The organism is Paenibacillus sp. JT31N7, assembly GCF_059692095.1.
Window position 1 is genome coordinate 2,063,694 of record NZ_JCAUAT010000001.1, and the last position, 24,590, is coordinate 2,088,283.

24 protein-coding genes are annotated in these 24,590 nt (G+C 54.3%); 12 read left to right on the forward strand and 12 right to left on the reverse strand.

The window, feature by feature from the left end; translation table 11 throughout:
* Nucleotides 1-177 precede the first annotated feature (177 nt).
* The 3 genes from AC58P5_RS09295 (at nt 178) to AC58P5_RS09305 (ending at nt 4,025) form a co-directional block, all read left to right on the forward strand.
* Complete coding sequence (locus tag AC58P5_RS09295; RefSeq protein ID WP_497385862.1) at nt 178-696, forward strand: DUF5317 domain-containing protein; 519 nt, start codon at nt 178-180, stop codon at nt 694-696.
* Nucleotides 683-2,695 (forward strand): putative bifunctional diguanylate cyclase/phosphodiesterase, encoded by a 2,013-nt coding sequence (locus AC58P5_RS09300; protein WP_497385863.1) that lies wholly within the window; start codon nt 683-685, stop codon nt 2,693-2,695. Before AC58P5_RS09295 ends, AC58P5_RS09300 begins: the two co-directional genes overlap by 14 nt.
* 316 nt (nt 2,696-3,011) lie before the next feature.
* The gene (locus AC58P5_RS09305) at nt 3,012-4,025 is read left to right on the forward strand and encodes an LLM class flavin-dependent oxidoreductase (protein WP_497385864.1); all 1,014 of its coding nucleotides are present in this window, start codon (nt 3,012-3,014) and stop codon (nt 4,023-4,025) included.
* Nucleotides 4,026-4,341: 316 nt separating this feature from the next.
* Here AC58P5_RS09305 and AC58P5_RS09310 read toward each other — a convergent pair whose 3' ends face one another.
* The 5 genes from AC58P5_RS09310 to AC58P5_RS09330 form a co-directional block, all read right to left on the reverse strand.
* Nucleotides 4,342-5,547 carry an S-layer homology domain-containing protein gene (locus AC58P5_RS09310; RefSeq protein WP_497385865.1) on the reverse strand — a complete coding sequence of 402 codons (1,206 nt, stop codon included), beginning with the start codon at nt 5,545-5,547 and terminating at the stop codon, nt 4,342-4,344.
* A gap of 169 nt (nt 5,548-5,716) precedes the next feature.
* Nucleotides 5,717-6,265 carry a hypothetical protein gene (locus AC58P5_RS09315; RefSeq protein WP_497385866.1) on the reverse strand — a complete coding sequence of 183 codons (549 nt, stop codon included), beginning with the start codon at nt 6,263-6,265 and terminating at the stop codon, nt 5,717-5,719.
* A 118-nt stretch (nt 6,266-6,383) separates the two neighbouring features.
* Nucleotides 6,384-7,913 carry a DEAD/DEAH box helicase gene (locus AC58P5_RS09320; RefSeq protein ID WP_497385867.1) on the reverse strand — a complete coding sequence of 510 codons (1,530 nt, stop codon included), beginning with the start codon at nt 7,911-7,913 and terminating at the stop codon, nt 6,384-6,386.
* A gap of 155 nt (nt 7,914-8,068) precedes the next feature.
* Nucleotides 8,069-8,650: an RNA polymerase sigma factor gene (locus tag AC58P5_RS09325; protein ID WP_497385868.1), complete on the reverse strand. Its 582-nt coding sequence runs from the start codon at nt 8,648-8,650 to the stop codon at nt 8,069-8,071.
* Nucleotides 8,651-8,874: 224 nt separating this feature from the next.
* Entirely contained in the window at nt 8,875-9,792 is a 918-nt protein-coding gene (locus tag AC58P5_RS09330) for an alpha/beta hydrolase family protein (protein WP_497385869.1), read from the reverse strand.
* A gap of 140 nt (nt 9,793-9,932) precedes the next feature.
* On the opposite strand from AC58P5_RS09330, the gene AC58P5_RS09335 reads away from it, so the two are divergent.
* Together AC58P5_RS09335 and AC58P5_RS09340 are read left to right on the forward strand one after the other, a co-directional pair.
* Nucleotides 9,933-10,190 carry a DUF2573 family protein gene (locus AC58P5_RS09335; RefSeq protein WP_497385870.1) on the forward strand — a complete coding sequence of 86 codons (258 nt, stop codon included), beginning with the start codon at nt 9,933-9,935 and terminating at the stop codon, nt 10,188-10,190.
* A gap of 57 nt (nt 10,191-10,247) precedes the next feature.
* The gene (locus AC58P5_RS09340; RefSeq protein WP_497385871.1) at nt 10,248-10,496 is read left to right on the forward strand and encodes a YkuS family protein; all 249 of its coding nucleotides are present in this window, start codon (nt 10,248-10,250) and stop codon (nt 10,494-10,496) included.
* Nucleotides 10,497-10,599: 103 nt separating this feature from the next.
* Here the strand turns inward: AC58P5_RS09340 and AC58P5_RS09345 are convergent, their stop codons facing one another.
* Together AC58P5_RS09345 and AC58P5_RS09350 are read right to left on the reverse strand one after the other, a co-directional pair.
* Complete coding sequence (locus AC58P5_RS09345; RefSeq protein ID WP_497385872.1) at nt 10,600-11,376, reverse strand: SDR family NAD(P)-dependent oxidoreductase; 777 nt, start codon at nt 11,374-11,376, stop codon at nt 10,600-10,602.
* A gap of 242 nt (nt 11,377-11,618) precedes the next feature.
* Entirely contained in the window at nt 11,619-12,074 is a 456-nt protein-coding gene (locus AC58P5_RS09350; RefSeq protein WP_497385873.1) for a chemotaxis protein CheX, read from the reverse strand.
* 406 nt (nt 12,075-12,480) lie between these two features.
* Between AC58P5_RS09350 and AC58P5_RS09355 the strand changes: the two genes are divergently transcribed.
* From AC58P5_RS09355 to AC58P5_RS09365, 3 genes are all read left to right on the forward strand, one after another.
* A complete protein-coding gene (locus AC58P5_RS09355) occupies nt 12,481-13,260 on the forward strand; it encodes a TIGR01457 family HAD-type hydrolase (RefSeq protein ID WP_497385874.1) in 780 nt (259 codons plus the stop codon).
* A gap of 157 nt (nt 13,261-13,417) precedes the next feature.
* Entirely contained in the window at nt 13,418-14,320 is a 903-nt protein-coding gene (locus AC58P5_RS09360) for a LysR family transcriptional regulator (RefSeq protein WP_497385875.1), read from the forward strand.
* An 11-nt stretch (nt 14,321-14,331) separates the two neighbouring features.
* The gene (locus tag AC58P5_RS09365) at nt 14,332-15,138 is read left to right on the forward strand and encodes a histidinol-phosphatase (RefSeq protein WP_497385876.1); all 807 of its coding nucleotides are present in this window, start codon (nt 14,332-14,334) and stop codon (nt 15,136-15,138) included.
* A 179-nt stretch (nt 15,139-15,317) separates the two neighbouring features.
* Here the strand turns inward: AC58P5_RS09365 and AC58P5_RS09370 are convergent, their stop codons facing one another.
* The gene (locus AC58P5_RS09370) at nt 15,318-15,635 is read right to left on the reverse strand and encodes a hypothetical protein (protein WP_497385877.1); all 318 of its coding nucleotides are present in this window, start codon (nt 15,633-15,635) and stop codon (nt 15,318-15,320) included.
* 518 nt (nt 15,636-16,153) lie between these two features.
* Here AC58P5_RS09370 and AC58P5_RS09375 point away from each other — a divergent pair.
* Nucleotides 16,154-17,134: a cation diffusion facilitator family transporter gene (locus tag AC58P5_RS09375; RefSeq protein ID WP_497385878.1), complete on the forward strand. Its 981-nt coding sequence runs from the start codon at nt 16,154-16,156 to the stop codon at nt 17,132-17,134.
* A 141-nt stretch (nt 17,135-17,275) separates the two neighbouring features.
* Complete coding sequence (locus AC58P5_RS09380) at nt 17,276-18,274, forward strand: zinc-dependent alcohol dehydrogenase family protein (protein ID WP_497385879.1); 999 nt, start codon at nt 17,276-17,278, stop codon at nt 18,272-18,274.
* Nucleotides 18,275-18,488: 214 nt separating this feature from the next.
* On the opposite strand, the gene AC58P5_RS09385 is transcribed toward AC58P5_RS09380, so the two are convergent.
* The 4 genes from AC58P5_RS09385 to AC58P5_RS09400 form a co-directional block, all read right to left on the reverse strand.
* Nucleotides 18,489-19,373 (reverse strand): EamA family transporter, encoded by an 885-nt coding sequence (locus AC58P5_RS09385; protein WP_497385880.1) that lies wholly within the window; start codon nt 19,371-19,373, stop codon nt 18,489-18,491.
* A gap of 154 nt (nt 19,374-19,527) precedes the next feature.
* On the reverse strand, nt 19,528-20,298 hold the full coding sequence (gene sdhB, locus AC58P5_RS09390; protein WP_009676242.1) for a succinate dehydrogenase iron-sulfur subunit: 771 nt from the start codon (nt 20,296-20,298) through the stop codon (nt 19,528-19,530).
* Between the two features lie 2 nt (nt 20,299-20,300).
* On the reverse strand, nt 20,301-22,073 hold the full coding sequence (gene sdhA / locus AC58P5_RS09395) for a succinate dehydrogenase flavoprotein subunit (protein WP_497385881.1): 1,773 nt from the start codon (nt 22,071-22,073) through the stop codon (nt 20,301-20,303).
* Nucleotides 22,066-22,743, reverse strand: a complete 678-nt coding sequence (locus AC58P5_RS09400; protein ID WP_497385882.1) for a succinate dehydrogenase cytochrome b558 subunit — start codon at nt 22,741-22,743, stop codon at nt 22,066-22,068. Before AC58P5_RS09400 ends, sdhA begins: the two co-directional genes overlap by 8 nt.
* Before the next feature lie 291 nt (nt 22,744-23,034).
* Here AC58P5_RS09400 and AC58P5_RS09405 point away from each other — a divergent pair, with 291 nt between their 5' ends.
* On the forward strand, nt 23,035-23,934 hold the full coding sequence (locus AC58P5_RS09405; RefSeq protein ID WP_497385883.1) for a LysR family transcriptional regulator: 900 nt from the start codon (nt 23,035-23,037) through the stop codon (nt 23,932-23,934).
* A gap of 306 nt (nt 23,935-24,240) precedes the next feature.
* Entirely contained in the window at nt 24,241-24,462 is a 222-nt protein-coding gene (locus tag AC58P5_RS09410; RefSeq protein WP_497385884.1) for a hypothetical protein, read from the forward strand.
* Nucleotides 24,463-24,590 lie beyond the last annotated feature (128 nt).

Genomic DNA, 24,590 nt, shown 5'->3' on the forward strand with positions numbered 1-24,590 from the left:
GCATTTTATACCTATTATTTTAAAGGATTGGAGGTAAACGCGATGAAACGCTGGGTTTTTGCTATCCTTACCGTTGCAGCATTGGTTTACTCATCCGGACTGGCCTTTCCTTGGGGTCCGTGAGCCACTTAGAGGAACTGGGCTGAGCCTGGTTCCTTTTTTTATTCGGAGGTTAATATGATCTACTTCATCGTTCTGGCTATCGCCGTTACCCTTCTTTCAGGACGGAACCCGCTCTCCCTGGTAGAGAAAGTGAACTTCAGGCTGCCCTATCTCCTGCTCGGAAGCTTTGCCGTCCAAATCGTGATTTTTGCCGTTACGGTCCGTACAAACCGGACGTACCCTTATTGGACGGAAGCGGCTATTCTGGCCGCCGTCCTGTTTTTGTGGCTGAACCGGAAAGTTCCGGGCATCCCCCTTATTTTCCTGGGCGCTCTCTGGAACTGGACGGCTCTTGTCGTACACGGAGGACTGATGCCCGTATCGGATACGGCACTGGCTTGGGCGGGACTTGCGGCGCTTCCCGAGAACGAACCCCGCCATCAGCTCATGGACGCGTCCGCTTTCTGGTGGATGGGTGACTGGATTCCGCTTGTACGAAGGGTAATCAGCATCGGCGATGTAGGGATCGGAGCCGGGCTTGTGCGGTTTATGCTCGGAAATTCGGTGAAAAGGAGGAAGAATGAAGGACCATAACCCGTTTACTTCCCTGTTGTCGGTTTTCGGAATCCTCACCCTGATCACCGCATCGGCTTTTATCGCGCAGAACGCTTACGATCTGAAGATTTTGCTGCCTATCGCCGTCATGGTGATCGTATTTGAAATGATGCCCGTTAAAATGCCTACCGGCATCTACTACAGCGGTGTCACGATCGGTTTTATCCTTTCACTCTTTGAAATGGGATTTTTTGCAAGCACTTTCTTTCTTGTTCTGAACACGCTGACGTTCTTTATGCTGCATTCGAAGCCTTTTTATAAAATCAGGTGGTTCCGCTTCTTCACCACGCTCGGCATGTACGGCGTCAGTATGCTGGCTGCCTGGGGTACGGGCGTTCTAACCGCCGAGGCCCCTCTTTTCGTCAAAATCGTATGCGTACTCCTCGCGTTCGAGGGCTTGAATCTCCTGTTGAGAATGGGCATCGTGCGTTCGGTCACGGGTACGCCCGTTTCCGCAGGCAAGGCCATTTATGAGGCGCGCAGTCTTCAAATCGGCATCCTGATCGCCTCGGTCGTTCTTTATAAAATGCTGAAACAGCCCAGCTACGAGCTTTTCATTTCGGAAATCGTGTTTACGATCATTGCGATCAAAATCATTCATTATTTTGTTGCCGGGTATTTGAAACAGATCGATATCATTGAAGAGAGCAACAAGCGCTACAAAAAGATGGCCTACTACGACTCGGTCACCGGTCTGCCGAACCGGGCACATTTTAACGAACGCTTGACTCAGGATATCGCCGTGGCTCGGGAAACGAAAGGGAAAGTCGGGCTGCTCTTTCTCGATCTCGACCAGTTTAAAAATATTAACGACACCATGGGACACATCAGCGGGGACGCCCTGCTCGTTCAAGTGGCCGGACGGCTGCAGAGCTGTCTGGGGCAAGACCATACGGTATCCAGGCTGGGGGGCGATGAATTTACGATTATCGTTCGGGACATTGCGGGAGCGCAGGATTGTGTTCGGGTCGCCGAAACGGTCCTTTCCGCCCTGAAATCGGGCTTTTTCCTGCTGGGGAAAGATATCTATATCACGCCGAGCATCGGCATCAGCCTGTATCCGGACAACGGGTACGATTCGGAAACGATCGTGAAAAACGCGGACACCGCCATGTACAGAGCGAAGGAGCTCGGCGGTAACTTGTATTCCATGTTCACCTCCGATTTGGAAGAAACGATTGAAAAGAAACTGATTTTGCAGAGAAATCTACATAAAGCGCTGGAACGCGGCGAATTTCATCTCGTCTATCAGCCCCAGCTGCATCTGGATACGGGCCGGATTCAAGGCATGGAAGCTCTCGTCCGCTGGAACAACCGGGAGCTCGGCCTCGTATCCCCCGAAGATTTTATCCCGCTTGCGGAAGAAAGCCGGCAAATTCTTTCGATCGGCGAATGGGTACTGAGAACAGCCTGCGAGCAAAACAAAGCCTGGCAGAGCGAAGGCTTTCCTCCCGTCAGGATGGCCGTTAATTTGTCTTCCATCCAGTTTGAACACGACGAGCTGATCCCTACCATCCGGCGCATACTGGACGAAACCGGACTGGAAGCCCGATGGCTGGAGCTGGAAATTACGGAGAGTCTTCTGCTCCGCAATAAAATCAAAACGATGCGTACGCTCAGACAGCTCAAGGACCTCGGCGTTCACATCGCCATGGACGATTTCGGCGTCGGCTATTCCTCACTCAGTTACTTGAACTACTATCCGTTCGACCGGCTTAAAATCGACAAGTCCTTCATCCATCATATGAACGACCGCACAGGAGATGAATGGATCGTCCGCACGGTCATCCAGCTGGCCCACGGCCTCCATATGACGGTCGTTGCGGAAGGCGTCGAGACGGAAGAGCAGCTTGCTTATTTGAAGGAACAGGGCTGCGATTGCATTCAGGGCTTCCTGATCAGCAAACCGCTGGCCGCCTCCCGGCTGAAGGAAAAGCTTTGGGAAGCCGCCGGAACGCCGGATAACCGGCCGGATTAATACGCAAGACCCGCAGGCAGCTGCGGGTTTTTTCAGCGTTCGGGCGTGGCGGGAGCGCCTAGGGACGATGTGGGCAGGGCGGGACTGTTTGGACAGCACGGGCGGGTCATTTAGGCTGGGCCTCCGGGCGGGGCCGTCTGGCCAAATTTCCGCATCGTCCGAGAAAGCGAGCTTCGCACAAGATGCCATCTCTTCTTTGCGCGTCAAGGTGTACGGAACGAATCCGGATGGAACTTTGACCTCGGAACATAAATTTGTTACAGTTAAGATTACAGTTAAACCGTTTTTGTTACAGTTATCCACAAGAGGTGAGCTTATGTTGAAACTGGGGATTCTGGATCAATCGCAAGTAGCCGAAGGCCGTACGGCCTCCGACGCTCTTAAAGAAACGACCCGGCTGGCGCAGGAAGCGGACCGTCTCGGCTTCACCCGCTACTGGGTTTCCGAGCATCACGCCTCGAAGTCGCTGGCCCATTCGAGCCCCGAGGTGCTCCTGGCCCATCTTGCGGCGGTGACCTCCCGCATCCGCGTCGGCTCCGGCGGCATTATGCTGCCGCATTACAGCGCCTACAAGGTCGCGGAAAACTTCCGCCTGCTGGAGGCGCTCCACCCGGGCCGGATCGACCTCGGGCTCGGACGCGCGCCGGGCGGCATGCCGCTGGCGACCCGCGCCCTGCAGGCGGACAAATACGTCAGCATCGACCGGTATCCGGATCAGGTAGCCGATATCGCCGGCTACCTTCACGAATCGATGCCTCCGGGACACCCGTTCGCCGCGCTGCAGGCTTCGCCCTCCATACCGACGGCGCCGGAGGTATGGCTGCTCGGCTCCAGCGGCGAGAGCGCCCGCATCGCCGCCAAGCAGGGCGCCGCGTTCGGCTTCGCCCAGTTCTTCGGCAGTCCCGGCGGCGAGGAAGCCATGCGCCACTACAAGAAGCACTTCCAGCCTTCCGTGCTGGGCGACAAGCCGCGTACGCTGGCAGCCGTTCTCGCCGTCTGCGCGGACACCGAGGAAGAAGCGAACAAGCTCGCTTCGAGCACGGACTTGTACTTCCTGCGCCTGGAACGCGGCCTGGAGCTCGGTTTTTTTCCTTCCGTGGACACGGCGCTGAATTATCCTTACACGGAGTATGACCTCGCACGCATCAAAGAACGCCGGGAAAAACGGATTGTCGGCAGCCCCGAGCAGGTCAAACGTCAGCTTCATGCGGTTGCGGAAGCTTACAGCGCGGAGGAGCTGCTGATCGTTTCGCCCATCCACAATTTCGGCGCCCGTCTCCGCTCTTACAACCTGATCGCCGAGGCCTTCGGCATGAAGGGCGAGGCGTAGAGCAAGGCGGAGCGTCCGCCCGAAGCAGTCCGGCTTGTCTTTGCACGGCGGGCACGCTGCGGGCCAAGTCCGCTTGACCGGGTCCGGCTTGTCTCCGCACGGCGGCTATGCTGCGGGCCAAGCCCGCTTGACCGGGTCCGGCTTGTCTCCGTACGGCGGGCACGCTGCGGGCCAAGTCCGCTTAATCGGGTCGGCTTCGTCCTGGGTCCTGTCCGGCCCGCACCTTCCCAACGGCGCTTCACACGGCAGCCGCACCTTCGTAAAAAAGCCCGGAGCTTGGGGATTTCCCCAAACACCGGGCTTTTTGGCTTGTTTCTTACTTGATGATAATCGTTTGAACGACTTTATCTTTGCCTTTCAGCTCGACGGCAGTCGGCTTGACCAACCGGCTCACATCCCCTTGAATCGCAACGTCGGAGGCTACCTTGTACGTTGCTTTGTCCGTACTTCCGTACACTTGATTCGTTACGGTAACGGTAGCGATGCGTCCATCTTTGTTCAGCGTCATGGAATCGAAGAAGCCGCTGACCTGAAGCGTACGGTCTTCAACCGCTTTTTTCGTTACTTCGATAAAGACAACCGTGTTGTTATACGAACGCAGTCTGACCATATCCCCGTTTTGAAGCTGAGACGCGCTTACTTTAGCGCCGTTGCGGTAAACGAACACTTCCGGGTGCAGCGCATACGTCTTCAAGGTGCCGTTCTGGTCGAGCACCAGCGTATTCCCGCTTACGGTTCCGGCCACTTTACCGATGGCCGTGGTTTGGTCCTGTCCCGGCATCTGGCTGTCCGTACGGTCCAGAAGCGCAGCAAGCTGGGCGCGGGTTACCGGCATATTCGGACGGAACGTATTGTCTTCGAAACCGTCGATCAGGCCTTTCTCGATAGCGACGGCCACATAACCGACGGAACCGGCCGGAATCTGCTTAGCGTCCTTGAACGAAAGCTGCGTGTTGACTTTCGCTTTAGCCTCGGCGTCCAGCTTCATCGCTTTCACGAGGAGAACCGTCGCCCACAGGCGGTCGGCAGGCTTGGAAGGCTGAACCATGTCCTCGTTTTCGCCGAACAGGTCGTTCTCAAGCGCTACGGCCACGTAACCTACCGCCCAGTCGGGAATTTTGTTCGCATCCTTGAAGTTCAGCTTCGTCTGCTTCTCTTCGCTTGATTCCGCTTTATCGCGCAGGCCCATCAGCCGGACGGCAGCCGTAATGGCTTCAATACGGGTAACCGTATTCCGCGGTTTGAACGTACCATCTTCATAGCCTTCAAAAACACGCTTCGAAGAAAGGCTTGCAATATTTTTCAGCGCCCACTCCACGTCCGAACCCTTCAGATCGTCGAACGTAATCCGGAAATCGATAGAGCCGTGTACGCCTCCGTTTTTGCCCTCTTTCCAGTCTTTATCCTTATCATGGTCCTTATCCTTGCCGTTTCCGTTAGCGAACGCGGCAGTGCCTCCGCCCATTGCCATAGCGAGTACGAGCGTGGATAGAACGCTTTTTTTCATGTTAAGTTTTTTCATCGGAAAACTCTCCTTTATGCGTGTAGGAATCAGCCCCGGCCCGGGCTGGATGAACCGGCAACTCTTCGCGAAGTATTACGGTTTACACTATAGCAATTCTTGGAGCCGCGGCGTTTTAGGGGGGTCCGTTCCAAGAGCAACCGGTAAAATGATGAAAAAAAGTCCCACTCTACCGGAGAGTGAGACCAATCACGACGAAATCGGGATCAAAACGGACTTCCTTGATATGCACGATGGAAGGCAAATACGAATCCAGCGAAATCGCAACCGGTGCGAGGGAAACCACTCCCTGCGGCACTTCGAAGTTCCGGATATGCGTCCCCGTATGCGTTACGGTCAGTTCCTTGCCTGTCCAGGCCAGTTTAAACGTCATTTGCGCCCCGACAGGGACGGTATTTTTCCAAAGCAGATTCACATCCGCGGTCAAATTCTCGCCATTTCGTGTAAAGTCGGCTCCGGTTATCGTTACATCGGGCGAAACCCGTGCACGTTTGGCGATCGCTTTTTTGCCGAGCTGATTGAGTTCTTCATTGGACAGCCGGACCTCGGGCTTCTTGCTTCTGATGATATCCACCAGCTGGCTTTCCAGCGAAAGTTCCGTATAAGCCAGATCAAGCTGCTGCTGCGGTTTGATATACGCTAACAGTCCCCAGGCCGCCAGCCCCGCCGCAACGGCCAGAACGAGCAGGACCACGATCATACGCCGAATGATTTTCACGTTTATTCCCTCCTTGCCGTAATGACGCGTACCCTCTATTTACCCATCGTTCTCCAAATGAAAAAGCCGGTTCGACCCGAACCGGCTTGGAGTCTTATACGCGATGCTGCAGCTCCGGTTACTTCCCGTCTCCGTCTCCGTCTCTTTTGGCTTTCAGCCATTTCGGCGCGCCTTTGTTTTTGCGGTCCTGGGCAGTCTCCTGCTTGCGGGCGGACTTGCGCGAGGCCGGCTGCTGCGCGGAGCCTCCGCGTGCCGCTCCTCCGCGGCCTTCGGCCGCACCGCTCCGGGCGGCTGCGCCCGCGCTGCCGCGTCTGGCGCCAGCCGTACGGCCGGGTGCTCCGCCGCGGCCGTTCTCTCCACGGCGGTCCGTAGAGAGGCGTTCCCCGTCCGCGCCGGAAGCTTCGCGGCGTGCTCCCGCTTCGCCGCCGGAAGCGCTCCGGGCCGTGCCCGCAACGCGGGCTTCCGCGTCATCCCGGCGCGGTGCGCCGCGGAAGCCGCTGCGCGGGCCTTGGCCGGCGTCGACCACCCGGCCCTCGTACATCTCCTTCTCGTCGATGGAGATGCGCAGAGCCTTGCGGAACTTATCCAGGATGAACCGCTCCTTCGGAGCGGCGATCGAGATCACGGTTCCGCTGCGCCCCATCCGTCCGGTACGCCCTGCACGGTGCAGGTAGTACTCGGCGTTAAGCGGCATGTCGAGGTTGATGACATGCGTCACTTCCTCGATGTCTAGCCCGCGGGCCGCGACATCGGTAGCCAGCAGCAGTTGGAACTTGCCGTCGCGGAACGACTGCATGACGTTCGCCCGCTGCTGCTTGCCCGCCTCTCCGTAGAGCGCCTCCACGGACAGTCCGAGGTGCTGCAGCTTCGATACGACTTCGGACACGTCGGCCGTCGCATTGACGAACACCATCGCCTTGGGCGGATCGTACAGGCGGACGATCCTGCGGAGCGTGTCGATTTTATTGCGGGCTTCGCAGTTAAAAGCGAGATGCTCCAGCGTGGACGCCGTACGCTGATCCGGGTTGATCCGGATCTCGGCCGGGTCGTTCATCAAGCTTTCCGCCGCTTGTCCGATCTCGGACGGAATGGTGGCGGAGAAGAACAGCGACTGCGACGAGCGCTGCAGAGCTTTAAATATCGCGTAGACTTCTTTCATGGAGCCCAGCTCCAGCACGTGATCGACTTCGTCCACGATCAGCGTGGATACATGATGCACATTCAGCTTACGGGCCTTGATCAGCTCGTTAATGCGGCCGGGAGTTCCGATAATCAGGTGCGGAGAGCCCTTCTTAAGCTTCTCGACCTGCCGGGCCAGAGCGGCTCCTCCGATCAGCGCCTGACACTTGATGGGACCGTCGCCGATCAGATCTTCCGCCACGCGCAAAATCTGCATGCCGAGCTCCCGTGTCGGAACGATGATGGCCGCCTGGACATGCTTCGCGTTCACATCGATCCGCTGCAGGGCCGGAAGCAGAAAAGCCAGCGTTTTGCCCGTTCCCGTTTGCGACTGCACAATAGCGTCCCGTCCCGTGAGAATGAGCGGGATCGCCTCGGCCTGAACGGCCGTAGGCTTGCCTATCCCCCGTTCTTTCAACTTTTCCGCCCAGACGGGGGCGATTTGCAGCTGTTCAAAATTGTCGTACATGAAGAACCTCTTTTCTGTATACCGTTGTTGTTTGTCTACATTATACGCGAGGAAGCCCCCGGTAACAAACCGGATCATGCCAAAAAAGGATGGGCTGCGGGGCTTGACCGCTTTTCCCACCCCTTAACGGGTAGTATTAGGCCTGCATGAAGCGCTTATTTAAGAAAATCCCATTCTTCCAGCAGCATTTGCCGGATCGCTTCGCGCGCACGGTACAGACGCTGCCGGATGACGCCTTCCGTCACGTTCATCTCTTCGGCCATTTCCTTGTAAGACATGTTATGGACCACTTTCATAGCCAGAATTTGCCGGTAAGCGGGGCTGAGCTGGTTCACGTAATGGCTGATCGCTTCCTGCATGATCTTCAGTTCAACCTCCTTCTCCAGCGGTGTGCTGCCGGCCTCGTAAGCCGGGGCGGTTTCCCTTAGCGTCAGCGTAATCTCCGAATCCAGCTCGTTGCGGTTGCGCTTATGCTTCTGCAGGTAGTTAAGTGTCACGTTGCGCGTCAGCTTCTTCAGCCAGCTTTCATACTTCTCCGTCTCTTTCAGCTGAGGAGCCTTGTCGATAGCGCGGAGAAACGATTCCTGAATGATATCCTCGACCAGATTGTGATCTTGTAGGATAAAATAAATGGTCGGATAGACCATGACATGAAATTCTTTATATATTTTTTCCTGGAGGCTTTTATCCAGGTGGAAATAATTCGATGTAAACAAATGAATCATGTACTTTGACATGAGACATCCCCCTTATGTAAACCATTCCTAAAACTCATATTAGGCTATAGCGGAGGAGTTAACAATATTAAACAGGAAAAAAAATCATTATATTTAAAGAAAAAGCTTACATTTCTATCCAACCCTGCTTCTAAGTCTCATTTCGGATAAATACAGGCGGGATAACGCCATTTTCGGCATCGAAAAAGGAGATTTTTTTCTTTTTTATGCTTAGAAAAATTAAACTATTTTTCTTCTTTTTTACTCTTATTCCCTTCTATTTCAATTCTTTTTTGCTCCATCCAGCGGAATACCTCGTCCAGCGCCACTTCGTCCATTTCCTTCGGAAAACGGTGTTCCAGCCCTTCGTAAATGAGCATGGTGTGATCTTTGCCCGCATGTTCAAGCGCAGCGGCCAGCTTGTAAGCATGTGAAATTTTAACCTGCGGATCGGCGGTTCCGTGCACGATCAGCACGGGAGATTCGATAAGGTCGGCCCATCTCGCCGGCGACCTGCGGATATATTCATCCGCCTGCTTGAGGGGATGGCCGACGACCCGTTTGAGCATGCGCCGCAAGTCGACTCGCTCCTCATACGTGTCGTGAAGGTCGCTGACGCCGCCCCATACGACGACGGGGCCCACTTCCTCGCAGTCTCTGGCGGCCAGCAGCGCCATCAGCGCGCCGCGTGAGAAGCCGATCAGCGAGACCGGGACGGAGGCGACCTCGGGCAGATCCCTCAGCATTAGCAGCCCGTGATACACATCGTACCGGTCCTCTCCGGCAAAGTCTTCACGGCCTTCTCCCCCTTCGTTGCCCCGGTAGAAGGGCGCGAACACGACATAGCCCCGCCGCGCCATCGAAACGATCCGGCGGATCCGCACCATCCCGACGCGCCGGATGCCTCCCCGGCAGTAGACGACGGCCGGCAGCGGTTCCGCGTGATCCGGCACGGCCAGGTAGCCTTTGACGCGAAGTCCCTGGGCTGCATACGTCACGACGTACAGCGTGACGTTTCTAGCGTGCCGGGACAATAGCTCCCGCTCCAGGAGCTGGCCGTCTTTAAGACTTCCCGCTTCGTTTCCGGCCGCCCGTACGGCAGGCGATAAGGTAACCGGCGAGAGGGTGCTGATTTTTTTTCCCGATTGAATGGACTCCGACATGCTTGTACAGCCTCCTTGTATGTAAACGTCCTGAATGCAGTTACGGACGGACCCGGGGCCCGTCGTGAAGGAATCTTTACAGTCCCCATGGCTTCCGATAGACTGGAAGTATCTTATTTTCATACGGAAGGAATGATCTTATGAGTCAAGAATTCGAAAACGAGTTTAACGCCCTCGTATCCAAGGCGGCCGAGCTGTTGACCGGAGACGGTTCCTCCGAAATGACCGAGAAAATAAAAATCTGGGCCATCTATCAACACTTACATAAAGCTATGCCTGCCCTGACGAATCACTGGAACGGCTCGCACCCCGAGGCCAAAGCGCAAGTCCGGGCCATTTTCGAGGAAATACGCGATCTCAACGAACAGCAGAAGGCAAAGCGGAGCAAACCTGAATAAGATTTCGTCCGCGCAGCCACAATAAGCCGGAGATCCCTTATAAAGGAGCGAAGGCATATGTCTAGAATCGCAGTTGAAGACAGCTTGTCCAGTGTGAAACAGGCCCTGCAGAGCAGCGGCTACGAAGTTACTTCGTTAAATCAGGCGGACGGAGCGTCCTGCGTCGTCATTTCCGGTCTGGACCAGAACGTGATGGGCTTTGCGGATGCCGCTACCTCCGCTTCCGTCATCAACGCTCACGGCTTGACGGACGAAGAAATCGTTCAGGAAGTAAGCAGAACGACCGGTCAAAACCAGGGCTTCTGATCCGCGCAGCCGGTTCCTGGTTTTCTTCCTGCAAGTTTTTGCTGCCCCAAACAACGGATTAAAAAAGCGATTCTCCAGCTGGAGAACCGCTTTTTTTCTTGGGTTATTTCTTGTTCAGCATACGCTGCGCGGATTTATCCAGCAGGCGGGGAAACAGCGAATACAGTTTCGTGCCGATTCCCGCTATAAAAGGGAGGTCGATCTCCGCCTTCTCTTTCTCGATCGCGCGAATGATCGCTTCGGCCACCCGCTCCGGTTTCAACATGAACCAGCTGATGTTCTTGACGTAGTTCCCCGTAGGGTCCGCCCGTTCGAAGAAGGGAGTGTCGATCGGGCCCGGATTGACGGCGCTGAGCCGGACACCGGTACCCGACAGCTCCTGGCGCAGCGAATTAGTCAGGCCGAGCACAGCGTGCTTGGTGGCGGAATACCCGGAGGACTTGGCCGATCCGATTTTGCCGGCCATGGAAGCGATATTCACGATGTGGCCCGAGCCCGATTGGATCATGGCCGGAAGAACTGCTTTCGTGCAGCGGACGATACCCAAATAATTCACGTCCATCATCTCTTCGAACTGCTCCAGCGGAGTGTCTATAAACCGTTCGAATACTCCGAATCCCGCGTTATTGATGAGAACATCGATGCGCCCGTACTCGGCGAAAACTTCGGCGAAAACCCGGTTCACTTCGGCCGTATTCTGCACATCGAGCCGGTATACGCCGCATCCGCCGCCGATCTCCGCCGCCAGCTGTTCCAGCTTGTCCCGCGAGCGTGCCAACAGAACGGGCACAGCTCCACGCTGCGCCAATGCCCGCGCGGTCTGCGCGCCTATTCCGCTGGAAGCTCCGGTGACGACGGCTACTTTGCCTTCTATGTTCATGGATGTGCTTCTTCCCCTTCCGGTGACGCTTGTAGGCTTAGTATACCTTACGCGGCATTTCTTCACCAGGCGGAGGCGGGGGCGAATTTTAGTTCGCTCCGTTTACAGAGAGCGACATTTAGCCTAGAAATTCTCCCGTTTCGTTACTCCCGGTCCCTGATCCTTAAAAAATTTCCATCAAAAAAAGGACCGCTTCAACAGAAGCAGTCCTTTTCCAGGTTCTCCGGCTTGGTCCGGTTAAGCTAAGCGAGAAGAACCTGAATATCCAGTTCACCGATTCCGTCCATCAACAGAGGCACCGTCAGCGCTTTCAGTGCATCCACCTCATGGACGTCTCCCGTGACGACCTTAGGGGGCGTAATGTCAACCCTGATGCCCTGATTGTACAAAATCGTGCTGGCGTTGCCGCTGATCATGTTTCCGAGTTCGGAAATCGCGCTGTGTCCCATTTCGTCCAGTTCGGTCAAAATAAATCCGCCCATCATAGCGGAAACCATCCGCAGCGCCGTTGATTCTTCAAAACCGAAGCGTATGTTTCCCTGCATTTGACCGGTCATACCGATTTGTATCCATACATAACGTTCGATAAAGTAAATATCTTTAACAGACAATTTACCGGTAGTCGGACGCACGTTCGCGACTTGTTCGATGACAATCCGCGCGGATTCCAGAAAAGGATTGATGTATTCCGCTTTCATGTGCTCTTTAACCCCTTTACCAACATATAGGAACAACAAATTGATTCACGAGGTGATAAAACCGTTCCTGCGGTTTAGGCACTCATGTCGGATTTTTTCGAACCAAACTTACACATTTTTCTACATTATATAGTAAAAATCGTTGTCCGTATACTTCTTTTGTCCTATTTTATCCATGTAAGTTTTGAGTCTTTCTTATCATTAGACCTATAAACCGGGACCAAACGAGAAGAAAATCGCGCGGCGGTCCTACTTACCGTTTTAGAGATTTTCCGGACTACGGGGGTTTGAGCAAATCTGACCTTTAGAGGATTAGACGCCGCCGAACCTCTTTACACGTCATAAAGGACCGCGCTTGTGAGGAAGCATTCCGTTTGGTACGATAAAAGGTGAGGTGAACAAAAGCATGCACGGATTTTTGATTGATTTGGATGGCACACTGTACAAAGGGAACGAAGCTATACCGGGCGCGAAGGAATTTGTGGATCTGCTCAATAAGAACGGCCTCCCTTATCTCCTTGTGACCAACAATTCGTCCCGCTCCCCGGAACACGTAGCCGGCCATTTAAACGGGATGGGCATAGAAGTCGGGCCCGACCGCGTGTACACGACGGCCATGGCTTCCGTTCAGTATTTGCTGGAACACGGAAGCGGCGAGCGCGTTTACTGCATCGGCGAAGAAGGGCTTCAGAGCGCCCTGCTGGAAGCGGGATTCGAGCTCACCGGCACGGAGCCGGATTATGTCGTTCAAGGTATCGACCGGCAGCTGACTTACGACAAGCTGGCATCGGCGGTCAAGCATCTGCTGGGCGGCGCCCGGTATATCCTGACGAACCCGGATCACCTGCTTCCGTCCGACAGCGGCCTGATTCCCGGAGCCGGCTCCATCGGCGCCCTCATCCGGACCGCTTCCGGCGCCGATCCGGTCGTCATCGGCAAACCGTCGCCGGTCATTATGAACTATGCCCTGGCCCGCCTTGAACTGCAGGCGAAAGACACGTGGGTGATCGGCGACAATACCGCGACGGACATCGGCGGCGGGATAGCGGCCGGCTGCCGGACAGCTCTCGTGCTGACGGGGCTTGCCACGGAGGCAAACGTCCGGGAACACATTTCGAAATCCGGAAACGAGCCGGATCTGATTTGCCCCGACCTGCCTCATTTTTGGAACAGCCTTATGAAGTAGATCAACCGGACCTCGCCACCCATCATGCACCGATTTAATTGGCATTTATTTACACCCATTCATTTGAACTCTCCCCGGCCATCCTTTATAATAGAAAGAAAATTAAATTATCTTGTTACATGTTTCGATAAATTTTACTTATATCGGAGGGCTGCCCATGAATCTCAATCAATTGGAGACGCTCATCACGATTTCCAAGACGATGAGTTTCCGTAAGGCAGGCGAACTTCTTAACCTGACGCAGCCGGCCGTATCTGCGCAGATTAGAAGCTTGGAAGAAGAGTTCGGGACGATTCTGATCGACCGCAACCAGCCTGTAACGCTCACGGACAGCGGCAAGCTGTTCCTGGAGCACGCTGAAAGAATTCTCCGCACTGTCGAGGATTTGAAACAGCGGTTGGCCGATCTGAGCCAGACTCCCCAGGGCCATATCCATATCGGGACGACCACGTCCATTGCCATGCAAATTTTACCGCGGGTGCTGTTTTATTTTCAGGACCAGTTCCCTTTAATCAAAACCACCATTCATTCCATGACCTCTTCGCAAATTATGGCGAGCGTCGATAACGGCAGTGTTGATATCGGCATTTCGTATCTCTACGAAAAGTATCCGTCTCTGGAAGCTTCCGTCCTGTACTACGACACGTTCGAACTCATCGTATCCACCAGTCATCCGCTAAGCCGATACGCTCATATTTCCATCGAGAAGCTGCGTAATCTGCCCTTTATCATGCTATCGCCGGAAACGGCGGGACGCCGATTCGTCGATCAGGTGTTCAAAACGTACGATATCAACCCGCAAATCGTGATGGAGCTGTCAAGCAGCGAAGAAGTCAAACGGATGGTGGAGCTGAATCTCGGCGCCGCCATCATCTCGAAGTTGTCTGTCGTCAACGATCTCGACCACGGTACACTGAAAATGCTGAAAGTAGACGAATTAGATATCACTCATCCCGTCGGCGTTGTGTACAAATCCGGCCGCTACCTCAACTCCGCGATGCACCAGTTCCTGCAGGATTTGAAAGGAATGCCGGAAACTCAATTTCTCGGTTCCGAATAGGAGGGCTACTTATGAAATTCGATCTTCATACGCACAATGAAAGATGCGGGCATGCAACGGGAACCATCCGTCACTACGTAGACGCGGCTGTGGAAGCGGGTTTGTCCGTGATCGGCATTTCGGATCACTCCCCTTATTTTTACAGCGAGCAGGACCAGTTGTTTCCCGGAATCGCCATGGGCAAAAGCGCCTTCGCCGCTTATGTGGAAGAAGTGCTCAGCCTGAAGAAAGAATACGCGGGCAAAATCGAAGTGCTGCTGGGCGTCGAATCCGACTATTTCCCCGAGCACCTGGAGCTGTACCGTTCCATGTACGAGAAATTCCCGTTCGACTATATTATAGGGTCGGTCCACCTGTCCGGCGGCGTCAGTATCTTTAACAAGAACCGGTGGAAAGGGCTTGACGACGCCGAGCATATCGTCCATAAAGAAACCTACTACGATCTGATTCAACAGTCGGCTAGAGCCGGGCTGTTTCAGATACTGGGGCATATCGACGCGATGAAAGGATTCTATCCCGCTTTCTCGGACATTCCGACTCCCAAAGTGGACGAAACCCTGAAAGTAATCGCGGATGAGGATGTGGCGATCGAAATCAATACTTCCGGCAAAACCAAAACCGTAGGCGGCTGGTATCCGTCCGATCTTATTCTGGAACGGGCCCTTCATTACGGGGTTAAAGTCACGTTCGGCTCGGACGCCCATGTTCCCCAGCGTGTCGGCGACGACTTCGAACTGGTAAGCAAGCGGCTGAAAGAAATCGGGTTTAAAGAATGGTGTTTCTTCCGCAATAAAGAGAGAGTTCTCGTTTCCCTCTAACCACCCTTTGTTCATAAAAAAACAGAAAGAAACCGGCCCGTCAAACGGCCGGTTTCTTTTGTTTCCCGTGCTGAGATTGCTTAGGTATTCCGGCGCTAACCGAAGCCGTCCGCAACCTGACTCTAAAGTATGCAGACCTGTGCGGTCTACTTAAAAACCGTAACCGGCAAGTACGAAACTTACTGGAAGCGGTAGTTGGAGGAACTGTTATTTTGCTGGGAGTAGATAGCGGGATTGTTGAAAGATTGCTCCAGCTGTCCGCAAATTTGGGACACGTGCTGCATTTGTTGCACGGCACGGCTGTGGCCTTGAAGAGCGGTTTGGATAATCTGGCTGGCTTGACGCTCTCTTTGGGCGAGTTGTTCCAGCTGCTGCGCGTTCTGCTGCTCCTGTTGAAGCAGCTGCTGGTATACGGCACTCGCCTGCTGGGTTTGCTGGATAAGCTGTTGAACCGTTTGCTGACAGTGCTGCAGCTGTTGATTGTAATTGTTATACATCGTGTAGTCCCTCCGGTAAACGTAGTTTGGGCGCCTTCTCGGACTGCCTGGAATAGCTTCCCCTCCCTACCGGAGATCATACAGGAAAAAGACGGCTTACAAGGTTAGAGACAACCCGTAATCATCCTACTTTGCGCTTATACAACGGCTTCCGAATGCCAGAGAAACGAAAGCGGCAAGTTTCCCAGACAAAAAAAAGCAGGCTTACCAACGGGGTAAGCCTGAAACGTTGTATATTAAAAAGGGGGTCTTGGTTATTATAATACCTCCCTTACATTATAGGAACGTAACAGAAATATTTCATTTATGTAACAAAATTGAAAGCGTTCTCTTATATTCCGACAGCAACTTCCCCGGGTTCGGCAGCATTCGCCTATGAAAATCCGCTTTTGCCTATTTCATAGAACAGCCGTTGCAGGATTTCGGGCCGTGACGTATAATTCCAACAGAACAACCTGGTAAAGTGTCTACTATCGTCCGTTCATCCATATAAAAAAGCCGGAAAGCAGGTACAAGCCATGACCGATTTTCACCATCTTGACCATGTAAAGGAACAATCCACCTCGAAGCGTACGCTTTGGATTACCCTTCTGCTCACGTTATTTTTCACCATTGTCGAAGTTGTCGGGGGGATTATGTCTAATTCCCTCGCTCTTCTCTCGGATTCCGCGCATATGATTTCAGACGTTATTGCGCTCGGACTCAGCATGACCGCGATTTACCTGGCCTCCAGGGAACCCAACAGCCGGTACACGTTCGGCTTTCTGCGGTTTGAAATTATCGCCTCTTTCCTCAACGGACTTGCCTTGGCGGTAATCGCCATCGGAATCCTTGTCGAAGGAATCAAGCGGTTTTACGATCCGCAGAACATTGATTTCAAACTAATGCTCATCATCTCCTCCATCGGGTTCGTGGTCAATCTGGTGCTCACGCTGGTCCTGCACCGCAGTATGGAAGAAGAGGAAAACCTCAATGTGCAGAGTGCCCTGTGGCATTTTATCGGTGACCTGCTCAGCTCCGTAGGGGTCATCATTTCGGCGGTAATCATTTATTTTACGGGCTTGCTTTGGTTCGACCCTCTGATCAGTATCGTAATCGGCGGCATTATTTTCATCGGAGGCAGCCGGATCATTAAAGAATCCTTCCTCATTCTGATGGAATCCGTTCCCGCCAAGTTCAATCTGGAAGAAATACGCCGCGATATCGGCAATGTCGAAGGTGTCGAAGATGTTCATGAAATGCACCTTTGGGCGATCTCGACGGATCATTACTCCCTGACCGCACACGTTTTTATCGACGACAAAATCCAGCCCTTCTGCATTATCCTCGCCATTAACGAAACGCTGAAGGAAAAATACGGCATCACGCATTCCACTATTCAGATGGAGCATGCGGGCATTCATCCTCACGGCGAATACGGCCGGGAATTTCTTAAGCATCGCGAAGAGAAACACCAAGGAGATACGTTGGCGCCTGTTCAAAAACAGACCGCCACGTAACCCGAAAGGACGTGCATACACCGGAGCCCTTGTAAGGGGCCCGGTGTTTTTTGCCTAACCGGGCTTGTACCATTCTTATGCCGGCTGTTTTATAATGGATCTAATGTACCCAGCCCAGTCAACCTATCGGAGGTGCTTCCCATGAAAGCAGTTCTTCTCGAAACATTCGGCGCACCGGAATCCTTCTCCGTCGGAGAAATTCCGACCCCCGCCGTCCTGCCCGGACACGTGCTTATCCGCGTTGCCGCCAGCGGCGTGAATCCTATCGACACGCGGATCCGCCAGGGTCTGATGCCGAATCTCGCTCCGCATGCTCCCGCGGTCCTTCACGGCGACGTGGCGGGCACCGTCGAAGCCGTAGGCGAAGGCGTGACGAAGTTCCGGCCCGGCGACGAAGTATACGGCTTCGCCGGCGGCTTCAAGGGCTTCGGCGGCGCACTCGCCGAATACATGCTGGCCGATGCGGAGCTCATCGCCCGCAAGCCCGCCTCGCTCTCGATGAGCGAGGCGGCGGCCCTGCCCGTCGTGGCGCTTACCGCCTGGCAGGGCCTGTTCGACCGGGCGCGGCTTCAGCCCGGCCAGCAGGTGCTCGTGCATGCCGCCGCGGGCGGCGTCGGCCACATCGCGATCCAGCTCGCGAAATGGGGCGGCGCCGACGTCTTCGCGACGGCATCCTCCGGCGCGAAGCTGGACATCGCTTCGCGGCTGGGTGCGGACGGCGTCATCAACTACCGGACGGAGCCGGTAGAGGATTACGTCCGCAGATGCTCGGGCGGCGGCCAGGGCTTCGGCGTCGTGTTCGACACGGTCGGGAAGGATAACCTCGACCGCTCCTTCGCCGCCGCGCGCACGGGCGGCCATGTCGTCGCCATCGCCGCCCGCTCCACGCATGATCTCAGCCCGCTTCATGCGAAGGGGTTAACGCTGCACGTGGTGTTCACCGTGCTGCCGCTTCTGACCGGCGCCGGCCGCAAGCATCAGGGCGAGACGCTGGAGCGTCTTGCGCGCCTGGCCGACGAAGGCCATCTGCGCCCGCTGCTCGACGAGCAGCGGTTCACGTTCCGCGACGCGGCGGGAGCTCACCGGCGCCTGGAATCGGGCGGCGCGATCGGCAAGGTCGTGCTGACGAACGATCTGTAAGGACGTGTCCGCGGATGTGAGGCTGTGGATACGGGCGGCAGATGCAGCGGTTGGAACGGTTGCCGCGAAAATGAGTTTTCCCGTAAGAGCCGCCCTAGCCGCAGACTTCACCTAAAGGTCAGCCATGCATAATGGACAGAAAAGAGCCGAAACGCTTATGCGTTCCGGCTCTTTATATGTTTGTGTAACGAGAGGCGATCGGCCCAGCCCTAAATCAAGCCGGCTTGAGCGCTCCCGTTTTTCCTCTACGCAGATGAGGATAAGCGATTCCGAAAAGGATGAGCAGGACGCCCGCCCACTGCACCAATGACACGCTTTCCCGGAGCACGGCCGCCGAAAGCACGACGGCTACGGGCAGCTCGGCGGCCCCGAGAATGGACCCCAGCCCCGTGCCCAGCTTCGGCATGCCGTAGTTAAAGCATACGGTCGGAATCACGACACCGAATACTCCGACGAGCAGCGCATATTTCCAGAGTCCCTCTCCCAAGGCGCCATTCCATATAAAACTCGGCGTGTGGTAAACGAAAACGAGAAGAAGTCCCCCCATATTCATCATCAGGGTCCGGTTGATGGCCGGCACTCCCGTGCTCACCTTGCCGCTGAAATAAATAAAACCGGTATAGGTCACCGCGGACAGCAGGCCAAGCACCACTCCGACTACGGGTAAATCGATGGAGCCGAGATCGGCCACGCCGGATGCCAGCCCCGTTCCGATCAGAAGCAGCACTAAGGAAACCGCCTTCGCACGGCTTGGTCTTTTGCGTTCCAGCACCGCTTCCAGAATAACGCCGATCCAGGTGAACTGGAACAACAGCACGATGGCGATGGAGGCCGGAACCGTCTGCAGGGAATTGTAATATAAAATGCCGGTCGAACCGGTTGTCAGCCCCACCATAAGAAGCGGCACCCATTGCCCCGGCTTCATTTTATAGCGGGAGAGCGTCAGAACGAGTACGAGCGAGATCAGAGTCCCGAACAAGTTCTGGGCACCAACTACCTCACCCGGCTCGAATCCCGCGTCATACGCGAATTTAACGAACGTAGAGAGCATCCCGTAACTGCATGCTCCCAGGAATACAAGAATGATAGCTTTCCACATGATGTTCTCTCCTTCTCTCTTTCCGAACTAAACGGCGTGGAACGCTTTATTTCATTAGCATGCCGCAGGTTTTCTTTTCATAACAAAAGCACTTCCGCGCGGGAAGTGCTGCGCGGAAGTGCCGGATATTTCATAGTATGCCAGATTGGCGTGCTTACATGCCCAACCATTTTTTGAACAGACGTTTCGTGGTGTCCTTGTTCATTTCCGCGATGGAAGTCGTGAGCGGAATGCCTTTCGGACAAGAACGCACGCAGTTCTGCGAGTTACCGCAGCCCTCGATGCCTCCGTCTTCCATCAGCGTATCGAGACGCTCGTCCTTGTTCATTTCACCTGTAGGGTGGGAGTTGAACAGGCGGACTTGCGAAACGGCGGCAGGACCGATAAAGCTTGTCTTCTCGTTTACGTTCGGGCAAACTTCCAGACATACGCCGCACGTCATGCACTTGGAGAGCTCGTAAGCCCATTGACGCTTCGATTCCGCCATACGCGGTCCCGGACCCAGATCGTACGTACCGTCGATCGGAATCCACGCTTTCACTTTCTTGAGGGCGTTGAACATCCGGGTGCGGTCGATAACCAGGTCTCTCACGACCGGGAACGTACGCATCGGTTCAACGCGGATAGGTTGTTCCAGCTTGTCGATCAAGGCTGCGCAGGCTTGACGCGCTTTGCCGTTGATGATCATGGAGCAGGCGCCACATACTTCCTCGAGACAGTTGGACTCCCAGCAAACCGGAGTCGTTTCGCCGCCGTCCGATTTTTTCGGATTGCGCTGGACTTCCATCAGAGCGCTGATCACGTTCATATTCGGACGGTACGGGATTTCAAACTCCTCTTTGTAAGGAGCCGATTCCGGGCTGTCTTGACGGGTGACGATAAACTTGACCGTTTTGCTTGGTACTGCTGTTTGCGCTTCGGCCATGATCAATGCCCTCCCTCTTTCTCTTTCTTCTTCTTGTCCGTAGTGTAATCGCGTTTACGCGGTGCGATAAGCGATACGTCTACGTCCTCATATTCGATAACCGGACCTTCAGGCGTCCACTTGGCTTTGGTTGTCTTCAGGAAGTTATCGTCATCGCGTTCCGGGAACTCCGGCTTGTAGTGAGCGCCGCGGCTCTCGTTACGCAGAAGAGCGCCCAGCGTCATCGCTTCGGAAAGTTCGAGCATGTTCCAGAGCTGTCTCGTGAAAGCGACACCCTGGTTGTTCCAACGGGCCGTATCCGTCATGTTGATATTCTGGAAACGTTCCTTATATTCTTTAATCTTGACGATCGTCTCTTCAAGATTTTTGTTGTAACGCACGACGGTCATGCTCGAAGTCATCAACTCGCCGAGCTCTTTGTGGATGACATAAGCATTTTCCTTGCCGTCCATTTTAAGCAGGCTTTCGTAACGATCGGTGTGCTTCTGCTTCTCGCGGTCGAACATGGCGGTGGACATATCTTCCACGTGCTTGTCGAGACCTTGGATATATTCGATTGCTTTAGGACCCGCTACCATACCGCCGAAAATAGCGGATACGAGGGAGTTCGCTCCCAGACGGTTTGCACCGTGAACGGAGTAATCGCACTCGCCAGCGGCGAACAAGCCAGGAATGTTCGTCATTTGGTTGTAATCGACCCAGATGCCGCCCATCGAATAGTGAACCGCCGGGAAAATCTTCATTGGAAGCTTCCGCGGGTCGTCGCCTGTGAATTTCTCGTAAATTTCGATGATACCGCCCAGTTTAACGTCCAGTTCTTTCGGATCTTTGTGGGACAGATCCAGGTAAACCATGTTCTCGCCGTTGATGCCGAGCTTCAGGTCGTTACAAACGTGGAAAATTTCACGGGTCGCGATATCACGCGGGACCAGGTTTCCGTAAGCCGGGTATTTCTCTTCAAGGAAGTACCAAGGCTTGCCGTCTTTATACGTCCATACGCGTCCGCCCTCGCCGCGCGCGGATTCGGACATCAGACGAAGCTTGTCGTCGCCCGGAATCGCTGTCGGGTGAATCTGGATGAACTCGCCGTTCGCGTAGTAGACACCCTGCTGGTACACGGCGCTTGCTGCCGTACCGGTGTTGATAACGGAGTTCGTTGTTTTACCGAAAATGATACCGGGGCCGCCAGTCGCCATGATAACCGCATCGGAAGAGAAGGTTTGCACTTCCATGTTGCGCAGATCCTGTGCGGCAATCCCGCGGCAAACGCCGTCGTCGTCGAGGACCGCGCCGAGGAATTCCCAATGCTCGAACTTCGTTACGAGTCCCGCTGTTTCGAAACGGCGGACCTGCTCGTCGAGCGCGTACAGCAGTTGCTGGCCTGTCGTAGCGCCGGCAAATGCCGTACGGTGGTATTTCGTACCGCCGAAACGGCGGAAATCCAGAAGACCTTCCGGTGTCCGGTTGAACATAACACCCATTCGGTCCATCAAGTGGATAATGCCGGGAGCCGCGTCGCACATCGCCTTAACCGGCGGTTGGTTGGCGAGGAAGTCGCCGCCGTATACCGTATCGTCAAAGTGCTCCCAAGTGGAGTCGCCTTCGCCTTTCGTATTAACCGCTCCGTTGATACCGCCTTGGGCGCACACGGAGTGGGAACGTTTTACAGGAACCAGGGAGAAAAGTTGTACGGGCACACCCGCTTCCGCTGCCTTAATGGTTGCCATCAGGCCGGCCAGACCGCCGCCGACGACAATTACTTTTGAATTAGCCATTGCTGGTCACCCCTCCGATCATTCCGCTAACGACAGGAAGCTCCTGAAATTGCGGGTCTTTAAATGCTACGAGAGATGCGATGAACATCACGGACATGACAAGGAACAAGCCGATCCAGATATAGGAAGATACGCGTTGGGCGCGTGGGCCCACCGTGATGCCCCAGCTGACAAGGAACGACCACATGCCGTTTGTAAAATGGAAAGACGCGGCGATAACGCCGATTACGTATATAGTCAGCAAAAGAGGCTGAGATACGATGTCATGCATCGTCTGTCCTAGGCGTTCATGCTCTACGTTGCCGATTGCCACTTGAAAACGCGTTTCAAAGAAATGCCATGCCACGAACAGGAAGGTAAGAACCCCCGTGATCCGCTGCCATAAAAACATCTGGTTGCGGAAATAGCCGTATTGGCTTACGTTGTTGCGGGCCGTAAACGCTACGTACAGGCCGTAAACGGCATGGTACAGGAGCGGAATCCAGATCCCGACGATCTCGAGCACAAGCACGAGCGGCAGGCTGTTCAGCCAGTTGATTTGATCCACAAACGCTTCAGGTCCCTTAGTTGCTTCAAAGTTGGTAAGCAAATGCTCGATCAAGAAGAAACCAACCGGAATAACGCCAAGCAAGGAATGCAGCTTGCGGTTAAAATACGAGTTCTTGCCCATTAGTAATGCTTCCCCCCTCAATTTTCGCCTCGACACGATACGTCTCGACAATTCCAGACAAAACCAAATTCAATTGTACTCCCCTGTCCGGGGACCGTCAACCGCCAAAAAAGGCACACTCATCGCTTTTTCCTGCCTCGGATTAGCGACAATGGGCCGAATTTTTTGTGAACAACTGGTGACATATACATCGTACCTCTTTATCGCTTATAATGGAATTGCTGTTTTTTTATATTCATTATAATATTTTTGCATAATAAGAAGAATTTAAACCTCAGGGAGGCACGGATTATGGAACATCTCGACGTTTTTGCTGTCGTTGTCGAACAAGCCAGCTTGAATAAAGCGTCGCAGGTGCTAAATTTGTCGCAGCCTGCCTTATCGCGCAAGATTATGAAGCTGGAGGAGCAGCTCGGCGTCCAGCTCTTTTCCCGCAAGGGCAAGCGCCTCGATTTAACCCGGGCCGGCGAAATCGCATACGAGTATGCGCTGGAGCAGAGGCAGGGCGAACGCCGCTTCCTGCAGACCCTGTACGAATACAAGACCGCCGGACGCCATATGAGCCTCACCATCGGAGCCAGTCTGACCACGCTGCAGACCACGCTCCCCGAGCTCGTGACGATGTACCTGGCGGAATATCCGTCTACGGATATGAAAGCCCTGACGGGCAAAACTCACGAGATCGTCATGATGGTCAAGGAGAAGAAAGTCGACATCGGCCTCGTCGCTTCCTCTATCGACCAGCCCGGACTCGCCTGCGAGCCCCTTTTCGACGACCATCTCTGTCTGGTGCTGCCTCAGGGTCATCCTTACCTGGACCGCGAGGAGCTGTCCATCGCCGATCTGAACGGCCTCTCGATGATCCTCTTCTCCAAAGGCACCTGGTACCGGGTGCTTACCGATGAGCTGTTTCACCGCTTTTTCATTTTTCCGGACGTCAAAATGGAAATCGACTCGTTCGAAGCGATCATGCGGCTCGTCGTTACATGCCAGGCGGCTACGCTGCTGCCGAGATCGTACCTGCACGACCGTTCGTCCGATCATGACGGGCTCTGCGTCCGGGAGCTGCCCGAGCTTTTGAAAACGCCGAGGACCACCTCGCTGATTTTTGTGAAGGAAACCCACCAGAATGAAGCGGTCGCGCATTTTATCCGCAAGGCCAAGGCGCATTTCGCGGGCTTGAGCCAGTAAGCTCTGCCCAGGCAGAGGCCGCCGCCACGGGAGCGTTTGGGACCGTTACGCGGATATGCCCGTATAAAGACTATAACGGCCAAGCCGACATGCTCCGCCTGATGCTCCAAAGATCCGCCGGCTGCACAGAACCTTCCAGCCCTGCACGGCATGGCGAGGTTCTTTTTTTTCGCCAAAACTGTGTTGTTGATTTTTTGTTGAAGCAACGGGCAGCACAGCGGAATTGATTATTTTCGCTTGACCCTAACACTGGTGTCAGGACTCATACTACTCATATAACCTGCTAGAAAGGAAAAAAGATAAGTTATGGATATTACTTCACAAGAAGAAATCATGATTAAGGCTCTCCGTGAGGCTGCGTTGCCTCCTTTATTTGTGCTCATACGAATTAGAAATGAGATTTCAAATGACACTGTAAATGTCGAAGAGAGCCGAAGAGATGTCGTCGTAAAAACAATGGAAAAATACATCAGCCCATTATGGAAAGACTATCATGAGGGAAAAAATTCACAAGCCAAAGAAGAATGAACCGCCCGAATTGAGCGGTTTTTCTTTTGGACAAAAATCAACACTCAAGGATAACAAAGCCTTCGCCAAAAAACCGCCCCTGCAAGCAGAGGCGATTTCCTTTTTTATCGTCCGAAAGAAAAATTTCT